This window comes from Sulfurospirillum sp. (assembly GCF_036802865.1).
GTDB lineage: Bacteria > Campylobacterota > Campylobacteria > Campylobacterales > Sulfurospirillaceae > Sulfurospirillum.
Genome location: NZ_DAIRVK010000004.1, coordinates 246,395 through 262,210 on the forward strand (window position 1 = coordinate 246,395; position 15,816 = coordinate 262,210).

Annotated in this window: 16 protein-coding genes; 9 read left to right on the forward strand and 7 right to left on the reverse strand. The window is 38.5% G+C overall.

Translation table 11 applies throughout. The annotated features are described in order from the left end of the window. Nucleotides 1–33: 33 nt before the first annotated feature. The 6 genes from V7Q04_RS10450 (at nt 34) to V7Q04_RS10475 (ending at nt 7,186) form a co-directional block, all read left to right on the forward strand. On the forward strand, nt 34–1,716 hold the full coding sequence (locus V7Q04_RS10450) for a 4Fe-4S dicluster domain-containing protein (protein ID WP_333805017.1): 1,683 nt from the start codon (nt 34–36) through the stop codon (nt 1,714–1,716). Continuing rightward, nucleotides 1,713–2,432: a TorD/DmsD family molecular chaperone gene (locus V7Q04_RS10455; protein WP_333805019.1), complete on the forward strand. Its 720-nt coding sequence runs from the start codon at nt 1,713–1,715 to the stop codon at nt 2,430–2,432. Before V7Q04_RS10450 ends, V7Q04_RS10455 begins: the two co-directional genes overlap by 4 nt. Before the next feature lie 215 nt (nt 2,433–2,647). Continuing rightward, nucleotides 2,648–2,851: a Tat pathway signal protein gene (locus V7Q04_RS10460; protein ID WP_333805021.1), complete on the forward strand. Its 204-nt coding sequence runs from the start codon at nt 2,648–2,650 to the stop codon at nt 2,849–2,851. A gap of 21 nt (nt 2,852–2,872) precedes the next feature. Beyond that, nucleotides 2,873–5,698: a formate dehydrogenase subunit alpha gene (locus V7Q04_RS10465; protein WP_443070041.1), complete on the forward strand. Its 2,826-nt coding sequence runs from the start codon at nt 2,873–2,875 to the stop codon at nt 5,696–5,698. Between the two features lie 23 nt (nt 5,699–5,721). Beyond that, nucleotides 5,722–6,276, forward strand: coding sequence for a formate dehydrogenase FDH3 subunit beta (gene fdh3B, locus V7Q04_RS10470; protein WP_333805065.1), 555 nt, complete (start codon nt 5,722–5,724; stop codon nt 6,274–6,276). A gap of 10 nt (nt 6,277–6,286) precedes the next feature. Then, on the forward strand, nt 6,287–7,186 hold the full coding sequence (locus V7Q04_RS10475) for a formate dehydrogenase subunit gamma (protein WP_333805022.1): 900 nt from the start codon (nt 6,287–6,289) through the stop codon (nt 7,184–7,186). A 112-nt stretch (nt 7,187–7,298) separates the two neighbouring features. On the opposite strand, the gene V7Q04_RS10480 is transcribed toward V7Q04_RS10475, so the two are convergent. The 7 genes from V7Q04_RS10480 to crcB all read right to left on the reverse strand — a co-directional run bounded on the left by V7Q04_RS10480 (nt 7,299) and on the right by crcB (nt 12,842). After that, nucleotides 7,299–8,141 (reverse strand): helix-turn-helix domain-containing protein, encoded by an 843-nt coding sequence (locus V7Q04_RS10480; RefSeq protein ID WP_333805023.1) that lies wholly within the window; start codon nt 8,139–8,141, stop codon nt 7,299–7,301. A 64-nt stretch (nt 8,142–8,205) separates the two neighbouring features. After that, the gene (locus tag V7Q04_RS10485; protein WP_333805024.1) at nt 8,206–8,577 is read right to left on the reverse strand and encodes a DoxX family protein; all 372 of its coding nucleotides are present in this window, start codon (nt 8,575–8,577) and stop codon (nt 8,206–8,208) included. Nucleotides 8,578–8,899: 322 nt separating this feature from the next. After that, nucleotides 8,900–9,382, reverse strand: a complete 483-nt coding sequence (locus V7Q04_RS10490) for a YceI family protein (RefSeq protein ID WP_333805025.1) — start codon at nt 9,380–9,382, stop codon at nt 8,900–8,902. 19 nt (nt 9,383–9,401) lie between these two features. Continuing rightward, nucleotides 9,402–10,733, reverse strand: a complete 1,332-nt coding sequence (locus tag V7Q04_RS10495) for a hypothetical protein (protein WP_333805026.1) — start codon at nt 10,731–10,733, stop codon at nt 9,402–9,404. 76 nt (nt 10,734–10,809) lie between these two features. After that, entirely contained in the window at nt 10,810–11,622 is an 813-nt protein-coding gene (locus V7Q04_RS10500) for a helix-turn-helix domain-containing protein (protein WP_333805027.1), read from the reverse strand. 522 nt (nt 11,623–12,144) lie between these two features. Continuing rightward, a complete protein-coding gene (locus V7Q04_RS10505; protein ID WP_333805029.1) occupies nt 12,145–12,456 on the reverse strand; it encodes a DUF190 domain-containing protein in 312 nt (103 codons plus the stop codon). Further along, a complete protein-coding gene (crcB, locus tag V7Q04_RS10510; RefSeq protein ID WP_333805031.1) occupies nt 12,453–12,842 on the reverse strand; it encodes a fluoride efflux transporter CrcB in 390 nt (129 codons plus the stop codon). The genes V7Q04_RS10505 and crcB overlap by 4 nt, the downstream gene beginning before the upstream one ends. Before the next feature lie 279 nt (nt 12,843–13,121). On the opposite strand from crcB, the gene V7Q04_RS10515 reads away from it, so the two are divergent. From V7Q04_RS10515 to cysW, 3 genes are read left to right on the forward strand one after another with little or no spacing between them, the layout of a single operon-like run. After that, a complete protein-coding gene (locus tag V7Q04_RS10515; RefSeq protein ID WP_333805033.1) occupies nt 13,122–14,138 on the forward strand; it encodes a sulfate ABC transporter substrate-binding protein in 1,017 nt (338 codons plus the stop codon). Then, nucleotides 14,135–14,965, forward strand: a complete 831-nt coding sequence (gene cysT / locus V7Q04_RS10520) for a sulfate ABC transporter permease subunit CysT (RefSeq protein ID WP_333805034.1) — start codon at nt 14,135–14,137, stop codon at nt 14,963–14,965. The genes V7Q04_RS10515 and cysT overlap by 4 nt, the downstream gene beginning before the upstream one ends. A gap of 9 nt (nt 14,966–14,974) precedes the next feature. Beyond that, nucleotides 14,975–15,811: a sulfate ABC transporter permease subunit CysW gene (cysW, locus tag V7Q04_RS10525; protein ID WP_333805035.1), complete on the forward strand. Its 837-nt coding sequence runs from the start codon at nt 14,975–14,977 to the stop codon at nt 15,809–15,811. The last annotated feature ends 5 nt before the right edge of the window (nt 15,812–15,816 follow it).

Genomic DNA, 15,816 nt, shown 5'->3' on the forward strand with positions numbered 1-15,816 from the left:
GTAAATACTTATTTACCACTTAATGGATGTAAAATGCAAAAAGAGTACGTTTTCTACGATACCGTTGGTATTGATTTCCCTCTTAACGAAGCGATAGAATTGGTTAAAAGCCCATGTTCTGGTGACTTTTTGGTCTCAAACCACCCTGATGCAGCAGCAATTATTTATGCTCCTGAGATCAATTTCTACCTTCAACAATCTCGTGATAGTATCGCTCAAAAGATCACTAATATAACAAAACTCTATGCTATTCGTGCCCTTGGATTTGATTTTGCGCAAGATATGGACTATTCTCAAGAAGTGGGGGGCAAAGTTTTAATCGTCACTGACGATGAAAACCACGAAGCCCTTAAAGAAGAGTTGAGAGATGAAGATTTTACGGTCATGTTACTTTCTCCTTCAATGATTTTAGATGTCAATGGACACATTGGAAATTTACATGTAACGCTCAAAAAAGAGGGTGAACTCCTTGATCTTGAGTGCGACCAGATTATTTGGTGGAATGCTCCCCTCTTTGCGATGAAACAAAGTGGTGTGTATGACGCTTCATTGATTGGGCTAGACGGTGCACTAAAAAAACTTCGTGACAACAGAGGCGAATACCACTATAAAAACTTTATTAACTACGATCCTTCCATCTGTCAGTACCATGAAAGACGCGTTGAAATTTGTGGTAAATGTGCTGAGGTTTGCCCAACGGTCGCTATCTTAAAAGAAGATGAAGAGAAGCATTTGGCTTTTTCGCACATTGACTGTCATGGTTGTGGTGGTTGTATCAGCGTTTGTCCTAGTGGAGCGCTTGATTATACACAGATGCCACGCATTGCTTTTTCGCATTTGAGTGAGTATTTTAAAGGCGCTGTTTCATTGATTATTCCACATAAAATGGATTTAGGGTTGATTGATATTCCTTTAAAAGAGGGTGTGCTTCCTTTGATGATTGAAGGTGAAAAATACCTCCATGAAGCCCATCTTTTAAATCTGCTTCAAACCAGTGGCAATCCGATTATTTTTTATACGGATTTTATCTCTAAAGGTACGGGCGATGTTATTCGCATTATCAATGAAATTTTTGAGAAAAAATACCACAAAAAAGCGATTTATGTCTGTGAAGATAGTGCTGATTTAGCGCGTATTTTTGAAAGCTTAGAGAGTTTATCTGAATGTATGTACGGTATCAATGAAGAGGGGCTTCGCAAACGTGAGATATTCTCGGCACGCCTTTCTCATTTGGTAGGTGACGAAGATTTGGGCATGGTTAAAGCGGGTGAGCATGTGCATTACGGTGATATCAAAATCGATGAGAGTAAATGTACATTGTGCCTTAGCTGTGTGGGTGCGTGTAACGTACGTGCTTTGACCGCTCATCCAGAAGACAATTCGCTTCGTTTTAATGCTTCTATTTGTACAAATTGTACCTATTGTGAAGTGACTTGTCCTGAAAAAGATTGTTTAATTGTCGTGCGAGATGAAATTAGCTTGAAACCGAGTTGGTTTTCTCAACGCATTATGGCAAAAGATGAACTTTTTACCTGTGTTGAGTGTGGAACGCCATTTGCGACCGTTAAAGCGGTTGAAAAAATTGCAACGATGATGAAACCGTTGTTTGGAAATGATGACGTAAAACTACGAACACTGTACTGCTGTGCAGCGTGTAAACCCAAAGTAATGTTTAAAGCTCACATGGAAAATGAAAACAAAGGACTCAGCCTATGAATAAAGAGGCAATTAATAAAGCAAGAGCCGTTTATTACGGGCTCTTTGCCTCACTTTTAACGTTTTTTGATAACGCAAACGATCTTAACGTCATTCAGAAGACGATTGATGTATTAGCACAAAACCCTTTGGACGAAGAGAGTAAAGTTGCGTTTAGTAATATGCAAAATTTGCTTATTGAAGGAGGCTATAATCTTCTTAAAGAGGAGAGCGATACAGTCTTTTTTAGCCCCTATTCAGCGTATATTCCCGTCACAGCTTCCTTTTTTGTTGAAAATAGGGATGATGGTAAAATGCGTTTGGAGATGGTCAATTATGTGTTCAGTTCCAACTACAGACGTGACAGTGATAAGTTCAAAGAACTTGAAGATCACATCGGTTTCATTGTACTTTTTATGCAAAAGATGATCGAAGAAGAGTTGAGTGGTAATGAAAAGAGTGCTCAGCTTGTACGTGAGGTTTTTGTTAACATTCTGAACCCTTTTGTGGATGATTTTATTGCTGCATTGTATGCCCATGAAGATAGCCACTTTTATCAAAATTTAGCTGTGATTATGCAGTCTTTCATGGCGCTTGAGCGACTCTATTTGGATGTAAAAAAACCAGTCAAAACCAACGAAGATGAAGCGCCTAAAATCTTTACCAAAGAGCTTAAAAAAACACGTAAACCGATTACTCCAAGACCAAAGAAAAATATGGAAGAGTTCGTACTTTAATCTTTACGCCTTTACAGCAAAGCTTTAAAAGCTACGCTAACACTGGGTTTTCCAAGACGGAAAGCCCATGCACCTTTAGTGCTTTAAGTTCTATTAATATGCTAATTTTGCATAATTAAAATCTTTACATTTAAAGAGGTTGAGCTAAGAAAATCACGGTTTCTTTAGCTCTCTCTTTGGTGTCCAAAGAGAAATTCTGCAAGGAGAAAATGACCATGCAAGATCAAAGAAGGAGTTTTCTTAAAAAAACTCTGGGCGTAAGTGCAGTCGTAGCCACTGTTGGTGTTAGCGCAATTGCTAGCGACAAAGGTGCTGCAACAGCAGGGAGTAACGGTGTTGTTAAGGGAAAATCGAAGAAAAAAGAGATTCTCTATAAAAAAACAGCCAATTGGGACGCGTATTATCACGCGGCAGTCTAAGGAGATTAGATGAGTAAAGAGATGTTAAAAGACGCCTCTTTGCACATGGGACGACGATCATTTCTAAAAATGGCGGCGATCGGAGCGAGTTTTGGAGCAACCAGTGCGTTTGCAACCAGCGACTCAATCAGACCAGCTACTGAAGAAGAAGTGAAAAATCCATTCCCAGGTTCAAAGAAAGTCAAAACCATTTGTAGTATTTGTTCAGCAGGATGCGGAATCATCGCTGAAGTTCAAAACGGTGTTTGGGTACGCCAAGATGTAGCACAAGATCACCCAATCAGCGAAGGTAGCCATTGTTGTAAGGGCATTGACCAAATTGATTTGGTTAAGAGTTCACAACGTATTAAGTATCCTCTCAAAAAAGTCGATGGAAAATGGCAACGTATCAGTTGGGATCAAGCCGTTAACGAAATTTCAGACAAGATGCTTAAAATGCGCGCCGAAAATGGTCCAGATATCGTAGAATTTTTAGGTTCTGCAAAATTCAGCTTGCAACAGGCTTTCTATTTTAGAAAATTTGCTGCAATGTGGGGAACAAACAATATTGACCACGTAGCTAGAATTTGACATAGTGCTTCCGTCGCAGGTGCTGCGAATACATTTGGATACGGTGCTATGACACAACAATTTGGTGATGCGGTTAATGCAAAAGTCATTATGATGATTGGTGCAAACTCAGCCGTTGCAAACCCTATTGGATTTAAACACTTCTTACAAGCAAAAGACAGAGCTGGAACTAAATTGATCGTTGTTGATCCAATTTACACCAGAAGTGCTGCAAAAGCGGATCTCTACCTACGTATTCGTTCAGGTACAGACATTGCCTTTGTTTACGGTATGCTTCACATCATCTTTAAAAATGGTTGGGAAGATAAAGAATTTATCGACACACGCTCTTATGCAATGGATCAAATCCGCGCAGAAGCTGCCAAATGGACACCAGAACTCACTTCTGATGTTACAGGCATCCCAGTCGATCAAATCATTCAAGCAACAACACTGTTTGCTAAAAATACTCCAAGCGCTATTGCATGGTCATTGGGTATTACACAACACTCTGTAGGTTCTTCTAACACCAGAATCCTTCCCGTTTTACAAATTGCTCTTGGCAATATGGGTAAAAAAGGTGGCGGACTTTACATCATTCGTGGACACGATAACGTTCAAGGTGCAACCGATATGGGTAACCTTGCAGACTCGCTCTCAGGCTATTATGGCTTGGCTGATCCTGCTTGGAAATACTTTGCGGAGTCATGGGGCGTGGATTATGAATGGCTTAAAGGCAGATTTTTTGATAAAAAATGGATGAATGAACCAGGCTTCTCATTAGCAAAATGGTGGCAAGGTGTTCTCCAAGAAGAAAAAACATATTCATCAAGTCCGATTCGTGCTGTGTGGATTCAAGGAACGGGAATTACCTCTATGTCGCAACAAGCGAAGATTAAAGAGGCTCTCGATAAAGTTGATTTAGTGGTCATTGCAGAACCATTTGTCAACGAAGCAGCTGTTCTTACAAGTCGAAAAGACGGCATTTACATTCTTCCTGTTGCTACACAGTTTGAAAGTGAAGGAACGGTAACTGCTACGAATCGTTCATCTCAATGGAGAAGCAAAGTTGTTGAGCCTCTTTATGAGAGCAAAAGTGATGAAGAAGTCATGTTTGCTTTCGCGAAGAAATTTGGTTTTTATGACCAATTTGTTCAGGGTATGAAAATGGATATACGAGAAGGCAAAGTCGTTCAAGTTAAAAATGACTTTAAATGGCCAGATGATGCGGTTCGTGAGATTGCTCGAACGATCAAATCCATTGGTCTTAGTGGTTGGACTCCTGAGCGATTACGAAGCCATCAAGAGAACTGGCATATGTTTGATCCTGTTACCCTAGAGGGAAAAGGACCGATGAAAGGTCAGTATTACGGTCTTCCATGGCCATGTTGGGATGATAAACATCCGGGTTCTCCGATTCTTTACCGTCGTGATGTACCTGTCGCTGAAGGCGGTATGGGCTTTAGAAATCGCTTCGGTTTAGAGCACAACGGTGTCAGTCAACTTGCGGATAAGAGCGTTACTGTTGCGGGTTCAAAAGTGGAGGGTGGTTATCCACAACTTACCAAAGAGAACATCGAAAAAGTCCTTGGCATTACGTTAAGTGAAGACGAAAAAGCGAAAATGGGTGTGAATTGGTTGATGGACTTTAGCGGTCTTATTCAGCAAAAAGCCCGTGAAGCAGGTGTTTGTGTGTATGGTAATGCAAAAGCACGTACGATTGTTTGGGAATTCCCAGATCCTGTGCCATTGCACCGCGAACCACTTCACTCACCACGTTGGGATTTGGTTGCGAAATATCCGACCTATGAAGATCAACCGAAAAATTTCCGTGTTGAAGTTAAGTTCAAATCAGAACAACAAAAACAAGACTGGTCAAAAGAGTTTCCAACCATGTTAGTTAGCATGAGGGTTGTAAACCTCTCCGGTGCTGGTATGCTTGAGCGAACGAGCAAATACCTCTCTGCAATTACGCCAGAGATGTTCTGTAACATTCACCCAGACTTGGCACTTAAACATGGCATTAAAGATCGTGATATGATGTGGATTCATGCCCCTCATGGCACAAAAATTAAGGTTAAAGCGTACCACAATCACAGTGTTACGGCAGATCGTATTTGTATGCCGTATAACTTTGCGGGTGTATTCCAAGGTATTGATTTGAGTGCAAATTACCCAGAAGGTACGAAACCGTATGCGATTGGTGAGAGTTCAAATACCATTACAAACTATGGTTTTGACGTGATCACACAAATTTCAGAGTTCAACGCTGGTCTATGCCGCGTAGAGAAAGCATAGGGGGGTGGCCAATGAGTAATGAAATGTCAAGAATGAAATTTTACTGTGATGATCACAGATGTATTGAGTGTTTTGCGTGTTCAGTCGCATGTGCTGAGGCGCATGAACTGCCAACAGGTATTAGTCGTCGTAAGGTTATTACATTGCATGATGGTGTAGAGGGTAAAGAAGTCTCTACTTCAATTGCATGTATGCACTGTACAGACGCACCATGTGAGCAAGTATGCCCCGTAGATTGTTTCTATATTCGTGAAGATGGAATTGTTCTTCATGATAAAAATAAATGTATCGGTTGTGGTTACTGCTTGTACGCTTGCCCATTCGGTGCTCCACAGTTTCCAAGAGATGGTGCTTTTGGCGCTAAGGGAGCAATGGATAAATGTACCATGTGTGCCGGTGGTCCTTTAGAGACTAACTCTGAAAAAGAGAGACATCTTTACGGTCAAAACAGAATCGCTGAGGGAAAAGTGCCTATGTGTGCGGCGGTTTGTTCAACCAATGCACTCCTTGTCGGTGATGCTGAGAGTGTCTCAAACATTTACCGTAAAAGGGTAGCAGGTCGAGGTAAAGGTGCATAAAGGAGCAGCAATGAAAAAGTTTATAACCATGTTCATTGCACTTCTTGGTTTGGCAACAGTGGCATACGCCACTGATAGCCAAATCTGGGGCGAGATGCGCATACAAAATATCCTAGGATATGGACAAGAAGAGTCATGGAAATTAGGACCCTTGTTCACCATGTTACAGCATAAATACTTTGCATGGATATTTCTAGGTGTGTTAATAGGTGTACCTACAGTCTTTTTTCTTCATTATAAGTTTGTAGGACCCAAAGTATTTCCACACAGCCATAATAAGCATTATGCTTTTAACCTGTTCCATAGAACCGTTCACCAAATAGCAGCGGTAAGCTTTTTAGTGATAATTCCAACAGGATTTATCATCGTTTTTGGTGACTTCTTTGGTGGTGGTACTTTGGTAAGAATGGCGAAAAACCTTCATGGTTTCTTTACCATTCCTTTCTCCATTGTGGTAATCCCAATGGCGCTCATGTGGCTGAAAGAGGCACTTTTTAACTTAGAGGATGTGAAATGGTTTCTAATTCTAGGTGGGTATCTTTCTAAAGAGAAACAGATCATCAATGCAACCCAATTTAACGCAGGTCAAAAGATGTGGTATTGGGTAGCTATACTAGGCGGCATTACGATGATTTTAAGCGGTGCTTTCATGTTCTTCTTGGATTTCAAGATGGAAATGTTGCATAATTTAACAGGAATGAGTCAAATCGACCTTTTAAGAGCCGCTGCCATTTTACATAACGTGATGGGCTTTGCCGTTGTCGCACTCTTTATTACCCATGTGTATATGTCTATGTTTGCGATTAAAGGTGCGGTGCATAGTATTATTACGGGTTATGTTGAAGAAGAAGAAGTCAAGTTCCTTCACAATGCGTGGTATAAAAAGCTCAAAGATCAAGGTAAGTTTTGATGTCTATCTTTATGTACTTTCCAAGCTAAGCTTGAAAAGTTACGTTGAATAAGGCACTGAATTACCTCTTTGATTAAAGATATAAGCCCTAAAAAAGGGCTTATATTCTTTTTTACACAAAATTCTTTCTAAATTGAATGGGAGAAAATCCCGTTTCTCGCTTAAAAAAACGGCTAAAGTATGCTGCGTCATCAAATCCTAATGCTGCAGCGATTTCATTGGAATTCATACCTGTAAAACAGAGCATCCTCTTGGCTTCTACAATTGTTTTAGACCGAATATACTCACCACAGGGAATTCCTGTATACTCTTTTACGGCGAGATTGAGTGTTTTGATAGGCACTTTGAGTTTTTTTGCATAGTAGATTGGTGTGTTAACATGGTAATGACTCTCTTCTAAAAGGGCATTGAGTGCTCCAAAAAGAGTTGTTTGGGTATTTTCATTGATAACGTTAGGAAGCAGTCTCTGGACTTGAATTAAAAAAAGTTTGAGTAAGTTATTTATAGTACATTGTTTAAGTGTTTTTTGACTATCAAATTCTTCGCATAAACTAAAGAGTAATTCTTCAAATAAATGATAAGAAGGCTCTTCAATCAACATATAATCGAAATTGAAGATAGAAAGATTTTCAAAAAAAGTTTTTTCTGCAAAAATAGAAAGATCAAATCGCAATAAGAAACCATGAAATTCTTCTGTCATAATAGGAAGATGAATTTGCGAGGGAGAAAACATATAAAGAGATCCTTTTTGAATAGGATTGTCTTTAAAGTCCACTCTCATAATACCATTGCCCTGTGTCACAAAAATAATTTCATAAAATGGGTGCCTGTGAGGCAGTGGTAGTGGAGTGTCTTTGGGGAGCGCATGATGGCTAATTTGACCAATATAAAAATTTTTTTCTTCATTGGGGCTTTTAGGGTCTATATCGTGAAAAAGTTTAACTTCGGTAGTCATTTATATTTCCTAATTGTACACACAAAAGCAAAAACGATACATCTATATTACATTAGTGTATGATTTAACTAAGGTGTAATTTTTGATCTAAGCTATATTTACCAGCACCTAAAAACACAATGCTAAGTGAAACTAAAAGATAGAGTAACGGAAGTTCAATTAAAGGACCTCCTGTTTTAGCATCGAGCATTAAAAATTTATCTTCAAAGCCAAGATAAATGGCAACAATCATTGTTGTACTTAATATAAGCGCACTGATACGAGTAAAAAGTCCAGCAATAAGTAAAAAAGGGATAATAAGTTCTCCCATATAAACCCCATAAGCCAAGAATTCTGGTAGCCCAGCTTTGAGTACAAGTGCTTTAGCACCACTAATGCCATAGTTAAATTTTTTAAATCCATGAAACAATATTAAAATAGCCACACTAAGACGCAAAATAAATTTTCCCTTTTCTTCTGTCAAATGCTTCGCAAATTTTTTTCTATACCCAACATTATTTAATCCTTACATACTGTATGTAAGAAGTACAGCTACTTTGGATCAACATAAAAATAGACTTTTATATCATATTATTGTACTTTTAAGATTTAAATTAGTCTAATAGTACAATAATATGATCAAATTATAGTGCGATCATATGATAAATCCTTGACTATAAAATAAAATATAGCCATGGGTTTATCGAGTATTCAAGGAGACAGAAGAGAGGGGGCTTGGCGGTAAAAACCTCTCTTCTTAAGATAATGGGTATATGAACTTACTTTTTGATGTCGTACTTAACGGTTACTTCATCACCTGATTTGATAGCACCAAACATGACAGACGGAATTTCAAGTCCAAATTCTGTCATTTTCACTTTAAAACTACCCGAAACATGATCAAGTGTCAAAACTTCAGGTTTTAAAGTTTGTGTTCGTTCTTTATCGAGTACTTTAAAAATACCTTTGATAGTACCAGCAGCTAAATCAGCTTCGAGTAGCTTAAAAGTAATCACATTGTTTTTATCAATTTTCAATGTCTCATAAGCTTTCTCATCTAAACCCTCATCGCCACTTTTCAGTGTTTTTATTTGAACAGCGACAGTTAGTTTTGTGATTTGACTGCCATCATTTTCAAATGCAACATCGGTTTTGTTAGAAACCATTTTCCAATCATGAAGCGTAGATGTTCCATGAATCTCAATATTTTCAGCGTATACTAAGCCTGATAAAAGCAAAAGGCTACAAATCAATTTTTTCACATTAAATCCTTATAAAAAATTAGAAGCTAAGAGATGCATTGACCATAAAGCCACTAAAATCAGCTTTACCATCTTTATAGATAGAGAATTTTTCACGCTCTTGTTTGATATACTCAAGCTTTGCAACGGCATTTTTTGAGAGGAACCAACCAAGTGAAGCTTGATATTGTGTTAACTCAGCATCTCCAAGATCATTATAACTATCTTTGTAATCTTGAACAGCATTTTCATAACGAACTGCTGCCCAGAATTTATCGTTGCAGAAACGTTGAACAAGATCAACTGCATAGTGATTAACTTTGATAGATTTATCCATAGTATCACTCGCATCAATTATTTCGTACATTCCGTATAATTCTGTGTCTTTATATTTTATAAAAAGATTGGTTTTCGAAGAGAGAACGTCTGGAGCAGATGTATATTGTTGTGTACCTTTATAGTTGACATAGTTTCTCGTAGGATCCCAACCAGATGAAAGTACGTTTGTATTAGTAGTACCATAAACGTTTCTAATAACATTGCCCGCTTTATCACCCATGTATAAATCTTGTCTATTCACCCCTGAAACACTGTAAACTGATTCTGTAATTCTAAGTCTTAGATCATCAGTATATTCGTGATCAAAACCAATTTTTCCATATACAGCGTAAGTATTACTTGTCGTACCAAAGCTATCTGTTTCTGACGTATCTTGTGGATTAGCTTGACCATTTGTGATACCTGCCACTACAAAAGAGCTAATCGCAGGAATACGATAAAGAACCTCAATATGTGTACCTTGATCAGCAGCATCAACGGCTAAGTTATTGATAAAAGGATTTCTCATGACATTGGCATTATCAGTTCTTCGGTATTGATCGTCACCATAGTTAATATCATTGACACCGATTTTAATCGTTGCATCTTTCATAAATCCAGAGAGAAATCCTGGAGCAATAAAATCAAGGTTATCAATAGTTGCGTAACCACCTTTGACATAGGTTTCATTATGATGGTGAGATGCAAGCATAGTTTGCAATTTAACATTAAAACCGCTCATCACTTTAGCATTAATATCTAGATTTGCAGCAGGTAAACTTAATGCTGATTCTGTATCACCAGTTGATTTAGATACAGCATCTGTTGATGTTGTACTAAATGCATTACCATCAACGTGGCTTGCAAATTTAGAGGGACTCCATGGTTGATCTATCCCTTGATAGTAAAAAGACAAGTCAACGGCAAAACTGACTTCAGGTTTACCACTAAACGCAGAAGTATCTTTTTCTGGTTCAAATTGTTGATTAAGTTTAGCACTCGCCAAAGTGCCACAAACGACTGTACTCAAAAGTACGACAGCGAATTTATTCATAATATAATTCCTCCGAAAGTTAAATTTCAGATAAATTATAACGGTTAATATTTATTTTTAAAATGGATTTTCATTATTAAAAATTGTACTTTGCTTCCAATTGATTACGGAAATTTTTTGGAGAAACGCCAACCTCGCGCTTAAAGAAACGACTAAAATAAGCTGGGTCAATAAAGCCTAAATGGTCAGCAATTTCATTGCACGACATGGTGTCATACTTAAGAAGTCTTTTGGCTTCTTGGATTGTTTTGGAACGAATAAGTTCACTGCAATTGAATCCTGAAATTTCTTTAATGGCTTGATTCAACAGCTTCTCACTCATTTTTAATTTTTTTGCATAGTACGTTACAGGGGTTAGCTGGTAATTGTTTTCATGCATAAGGTCATTCAGTTTTGTAAATACTATATTGGTGATGTGCGATGCTTGTTTTGCAGGTAATGCTCGCTTTACGTAGATAAGTAAAATTTGAAGGAGGTTGCTTATCGTAGACTCTTTAAATGATTTTGTCATTTTAAATTCTACATGTAAGTTTTGTAGTACAGCTTCAAACATCAAAAATTCCGATTCACTTACATTAACAGTATCAAAACGAAAGATCGAAAGGTATTCAATAAAAGATTTTTCCGCAAAAAATGACATATCAAATTTAAGTAGATAGCCTTGAAGATTACATGTTTGCTCCCATCCATGAATTTGATTGGGTGAAACTAAGAAAAATGAATTTTTATGTACTTCATAACTTTGACAGTCAACATAGAATGTTCCCTCTCCTTGAGCGATGAAAAAAAGCTCATAACAAGAGTGTTTATGTCGTGGAACAGGGCTTAGATAGTCTATTTTTTCTATTCTAAAATGTTCTTCTGCAAAATTATAAATTGGAGCGGTCATAATCATTCCTTCTTAAAGTAATTCATACTAAATGCCAAAAAAGAGTTTTAATATTTTTCGCCATATCGTTCATTTAAATTTGAATGAAATGGAAGTTATAAAACCTTAAAAAATTCATATTTTGAGAAAGTATATCAGATAGTTCAGGTGTATATAAATGGATTTTATGGATAAATGATTGTACTTTTAAGCCAATAAATGGATTAAAAGTGTCTTCTAAGTTACATAAAACTTCATTATTGAGCCATTTTTTGGTGTTTTAGTGCATTATTCTACATTGGTTATCATGTGATAAAGTATTTTATATTACAAAAGTAAAATTTTTTTATGAAGTTATAGTTTACCGAATTCATAAAGTATGGTAAGAGCAAGAATAAATAATTTTTTAATATTATTATTTATTTTTTCGTCATTGTCAAAATCTTACAAAGAGACGTGGCATTTAAAAGAAGAGCAAAAAATATTCAGGTAGAAGATATAGCATAAAAAGTCGTGCATTTTGTCACTAAATATTTATCCTATTCAAAGTGTGCCGTACTCAATAGCTATTTTGGTATAAAACAGTCCGAGTTTTTCTTCTTTTAGAACTTTGAAGAGTTTTTCGCATGCTTCTTCATCGACATTCATAATGATTTCAAGTGGTTCATCGGCAAGTTCAAAAAAAGTAGAAGAGTGTAGTTTGCCATCTCTCCCAATACCTTGTGATGCTTGCAGAACCGTTACACCTTTAATTCCAATCTTCTCGGCAATATCCATAAGCCACTGGCTGATATGATCACCGTTTGCGTGTTTACGACTTTGAAGAGTTGAAAAAACAAGTTGAAAACCTTTCATAACGATCCTTTTTGAAGTAGGGTATAACTAGCAATGCCTAGAAGTGTCATCAGGATGGAGCCAATAACATGCAGAAGAGCTGCAACGATGCTCATACTAAAGCGTCCTTCTTGAATGAGCGTGACGATCTCCGCACTAAAAGTGCTAAATGTGGTCAGTCCACCCAAAAATCCAGTGATGATAAACAAGCGCCATTCTGGTGCAAGAGCGGTATTGGAAGCAAAAAAAGCAATAAACAATCCAATGAGATAACCACCTAGAAGATTGGCACTTAAAGTTCCAAGAGGAATAGTGGGATAAAGCGCATTGAGCTTTGTACCTAAAACCCAACGTAAAAGAGCACCAAATCCAGCACCTGAAAAAATGGCTACAACGGTATAAAACATCCCAAAAACCTTGTGTGGAATTTGTTGAGATTATAACATAACTCATTCAAAAGAGAGACAGGAGATGCTCATATACTACTAAATCGCTTGGTATTCTTGACAATAAAAAAAGAATCTGCTATTATTTCGTCAATTTAAAACAAGGAGGTAAACCATGAACTCTAATGATTCCCTTATTCATGGAAAGAGTACTCGTGTTTTTTGTCTGATGTGTTGCTAAAAAAACGTCTTATATCACCAATAAAATATTTTAAGTCAACAACACATAAGGAAACAAAAATGAAAAGTTTAAAATCAAACCTCTTTGGGGTAACCATAGCAGTTTTGGCGCTTGTAGCGCCTTTTATTCACGCCGCAGACATCTCTTTACTCAACGTTTCATACGACCCAACCAGAGAGTTTTATAAAGAGTACAACCAAGCCTTTGCTAAACACTGGAAAGAACTCAAAGGCGATAACGTCACCATTCGTCAATCTCATGGAGGCTCAGGTGCACAAGCTAGAAGTGTGATCGACGGACTAGATGCTGATGTCGTCACTTTAGCACTTGCTTATGATGTTGATGCCATTGCAGAAAAAGCCAAAGCGATTGATCCTAATTGGCAAAAAAGATTGACCCATAACAGCGCACCGTATACTTCTACCATTGTATTTTTAGTGCGTAAAGGCAATCCAAAAGGAATTCGTGACTGGGATGATTTAGCAAAACCCGATGTGAAAGTCATCACGCCAAACCCAAAAACTTCAGGAGGTGCTAGATGGAACCATTTAGCGGCTTGGGGCTATGGGCTTGAAAAATACGGTAGTGAAGATAAAGCCAGAGAATTCGTCTCTAAAATCTATGCCAATGTTCCCGTACTAGACTCAGGTGCCAGAGGCGCTACCAACACCTTTGTTCAAAGAGGTTTAGGTGATGTCTTAATTGCTTGGGAGAATGAAGCAATCTTGTCGATTAAAGAATTAGGCCCTGATAAATTTGACATAGTCGTTCCTAGTATCAGCATTCTTGCAGAACCAAGTGTTAGCATTGTCGATAAAAACGTAGTAAAAAAAGGAACCAAAGAGGTAGCTATTGCTTACTTAGAGTACTTGTACTCGAAAGAGGGACAAAGAATTGCTGCCAAAAATTACTATCGTCCAACGGATGTTGAAATTGCAAAAGAGACTGAGTCAACGTTTCCTAAACTTAAACTCTTTACGATCGATGCGGTTTTTAACGGATGGGGCGAAGCTCAGAAAAAACACTTTGCAGATGGTGGCGAGTTTGACAAAATCTTCGCTTCTATTAAACGATGAAATGGCACTTTAGAAAACCAAGTGTTTTGCCAGGCTTTGGCTTGACGCTTGGCTTTAGCCTGACCTACGTCACCCTTCTAGTGCTCATACCACTAGGGGGTTTGCTGCTTTATACAACGAAGCTCTCTTGGAGTGAGTTTGGAGCCGTTATCAGCGATCCTAGAGTCGTGGCTTCGTTTAAACTTAGTTTTGGCGCAAGCTTGATTGCCGCAGTGATCAACCTCGTTTTTGGACTCATCGTTGCGTGGACATTGGCGCGTTACGACTTTTTTGGTAAAAAAATTGTCGATGCATTGGTGGATTTGCCGTTTGCTCTTCCTACTGCGGTTGCAGGTATTGCCCTTGCGGCTATCTTTGCGTCCAATGGTTGGATAGGCTCACTTTTAGAGCCATTTGGCATTCAAATTGCCTATTCTAGGGCAGGTGTTGTGGTAGCTCTTGTTTTCATCGGGCTTCCTTTTGTGGTGCGTACGGTTCAGCCTGTCATCGAAGAGTTTGAAAAAGAGTTTGAAGAAGCATCCACAAGCCTAGGCGCTTCGTGGTGGCAGACGTTTAGCAGAGTCATTTTACCCTCGTTAATGCCAGCCCTTTTAACAGGGTTTGCTCTTTCGTTTGCACGAGCACTTGGTGAGTATGGTTCTATTATTTTCATCTCGAGCAATATGCCCTTTGTGAGTGAAATCGTGCCACTTATCATCGTGACCAAACTTTCGCAGTTTGATTATGTGGGTGCAACAGCGGTTGGAACGGTGATGTTACTTGCAACGTTCGTTATTTTGTTTTTGATTAATGCCATTCAGATTTACAGTCGCGAAAAAAGTTTATAGGAGAGGACGATGCAAAATGCTCACCCTTTAGAGCCAAAATGGCTTAAACCCCTTTTACTGGGTACAACGCTTCTTTTCCTAGCCATTTTTTTAGCGCTTCCTTTAGGAGTAGTTTTTAGCGAAGCCTTGGCAAAAGGGTGGAAAGTGTATTGGGCTTCTATCAGCGAGCCAGACGCTATTGCTGCGATTAAACTGACACTGTTAGTGGTGCTTGTTACGGTTCCTCTCAATACTGTTTTTGGCGTTGCCACTGCTTGGTTGATTGCTAAGTTTGAATTTCGAGGTAAAGGGCTTCTTATTACCTTAATTGACCTTCCATTTGCGGTTTCGCCTGTTATCGCAGGTTTGATTTTCGTGCTTTTATTTGGAAGTCAAGGTTGGTTTGGCGCGTGGCTGAGTTCGCATGATATACGCATTGTATTTGCCACACCAGGAATTATCCTTGCAACGCTTTTTATCACCTCCCCCTTCGTAGCGCGGGAGATCATTCCTTTGATGCAAGAGCAAGGAACGGATGAAGAAGAGTCCGCCTTAACACTTGGTGCCTCTGGGTGGCAGACCTTTTGGAAAGTGACCCTTCCTAACATCAAATGGGGGTTGCTTTACGGTGTCATTCTCAGCAACGCCCGAGTGATGGGCGAGTTTGGTGCGGTTGCCGTTGTTTCAGGTCACATCAGGGGAATGACTACCACAATGCCTTTACATGTAGAGATTTTATACGGCGAGTACCTTTTCACCGCGGCCTTTGCGGTTGCTTCACTTTTGACCCTTTTAGCACTGGTAACGTTGGTGTTAAAAAGTTTCATTGAGTGGCGCATCGGTAAAAAACGCTCACTTGCGCATTAAGGATA

Excerpts from the sequence above, each read along its gene's own strand:
- V7Q04_RS10450 (WP_333805017.1), top strand. The coding sequence starts at position 34 with ATGCAAAAAGAGTACGTTTTCTACGATACCGTTGGTATTGATTTCCCT.
- V7Q04_RS10455 (WP_333805019.1), top strand. The coding sequence starts at position 1,713 with ATGAATAAAGAGGCAATTAATAAAGCAAGAGCCGTTTATTACGGGCTC.
- V7Q04_RS10460 (WP_333805021.1), top strand. The coding sequence starts at position 2,648 with ATGCAAGATCAAAGAAGGAGTTTTCTTAAAAAAACTCTGGGCGTAAGT.
- fdh3B (WP_333805065.1), top strand. The coding sequence starts at position 5,722 with ATGTCAAGAATGAAATTTTACTGTGATGATCACAGATGTATTGAGTGT.
- V7Q04_RS10475 (WP_333805022.1), top strand. The coding sequence starts at position 6,287 with ATGAAAAAGTTTATAACCATGTTCATTGCACTTCTTGGTTTGGCAACA.
- V7Q04_RS10480 (WP_333805023.1), bottom strand. The coding sequence starts at position 8,141 with ATGACTACCGAAGTTAAACTTTTTCACGATATAGACCCTAAAAGCCCC.
- V7Q04_RS10495 (WP_333805026.1), bottom strand. The coding sequence starts at position 10,733 with ATGAATAAATTCGCTGTCGTACTTTTGAGTACAGTCGTTTGTGGCACT.
- V7Q04_RS10500 (WP_333805027.1), bottom strand. The coding sequence starts at position 11,622 with ATGACCGCTCCAATTTATAATTTTGCAGAAGAACATTTTAGAATAGAA.
- V7Q04_RS10505 (WP_333805029.1), bottom strand. The coding sequence starts at position 12,456 with ATGAAAGGTTTTCAACTTGTTTTTTCAACTCTTCAAAGTCGTAAACAC.
- crcB (WP_333805031.1), bottom strand. The coding sequence starts at position 12,842 with ATGTTTTATACCGTTGTAGCCATTTTTTCAGGTGCTGGATTTGGTGCT.
- V7Q04_RS10515 (WP_333805033.1), top strand. The coding sequence starts at position 13,122 with ATGAAAAGTTTAAAATCAAACCTCTTTGGGGTAACCATAGCAGTTTTG.
- cysT (WP_333805034.1), top strand. The coding sequence starts at position 14,135 with ATGAAATGGCACTTTAGAAAACCAAGTGTTTTGCCAGGCTTTGGCTTG.
- cysW (WP_333805035.1), top strand. The coding sequence starts at position 14,975 with ATGCAAAATGCTCACCCTTTAGAGCCAAAATGGCTTAAACCCCTTTTA.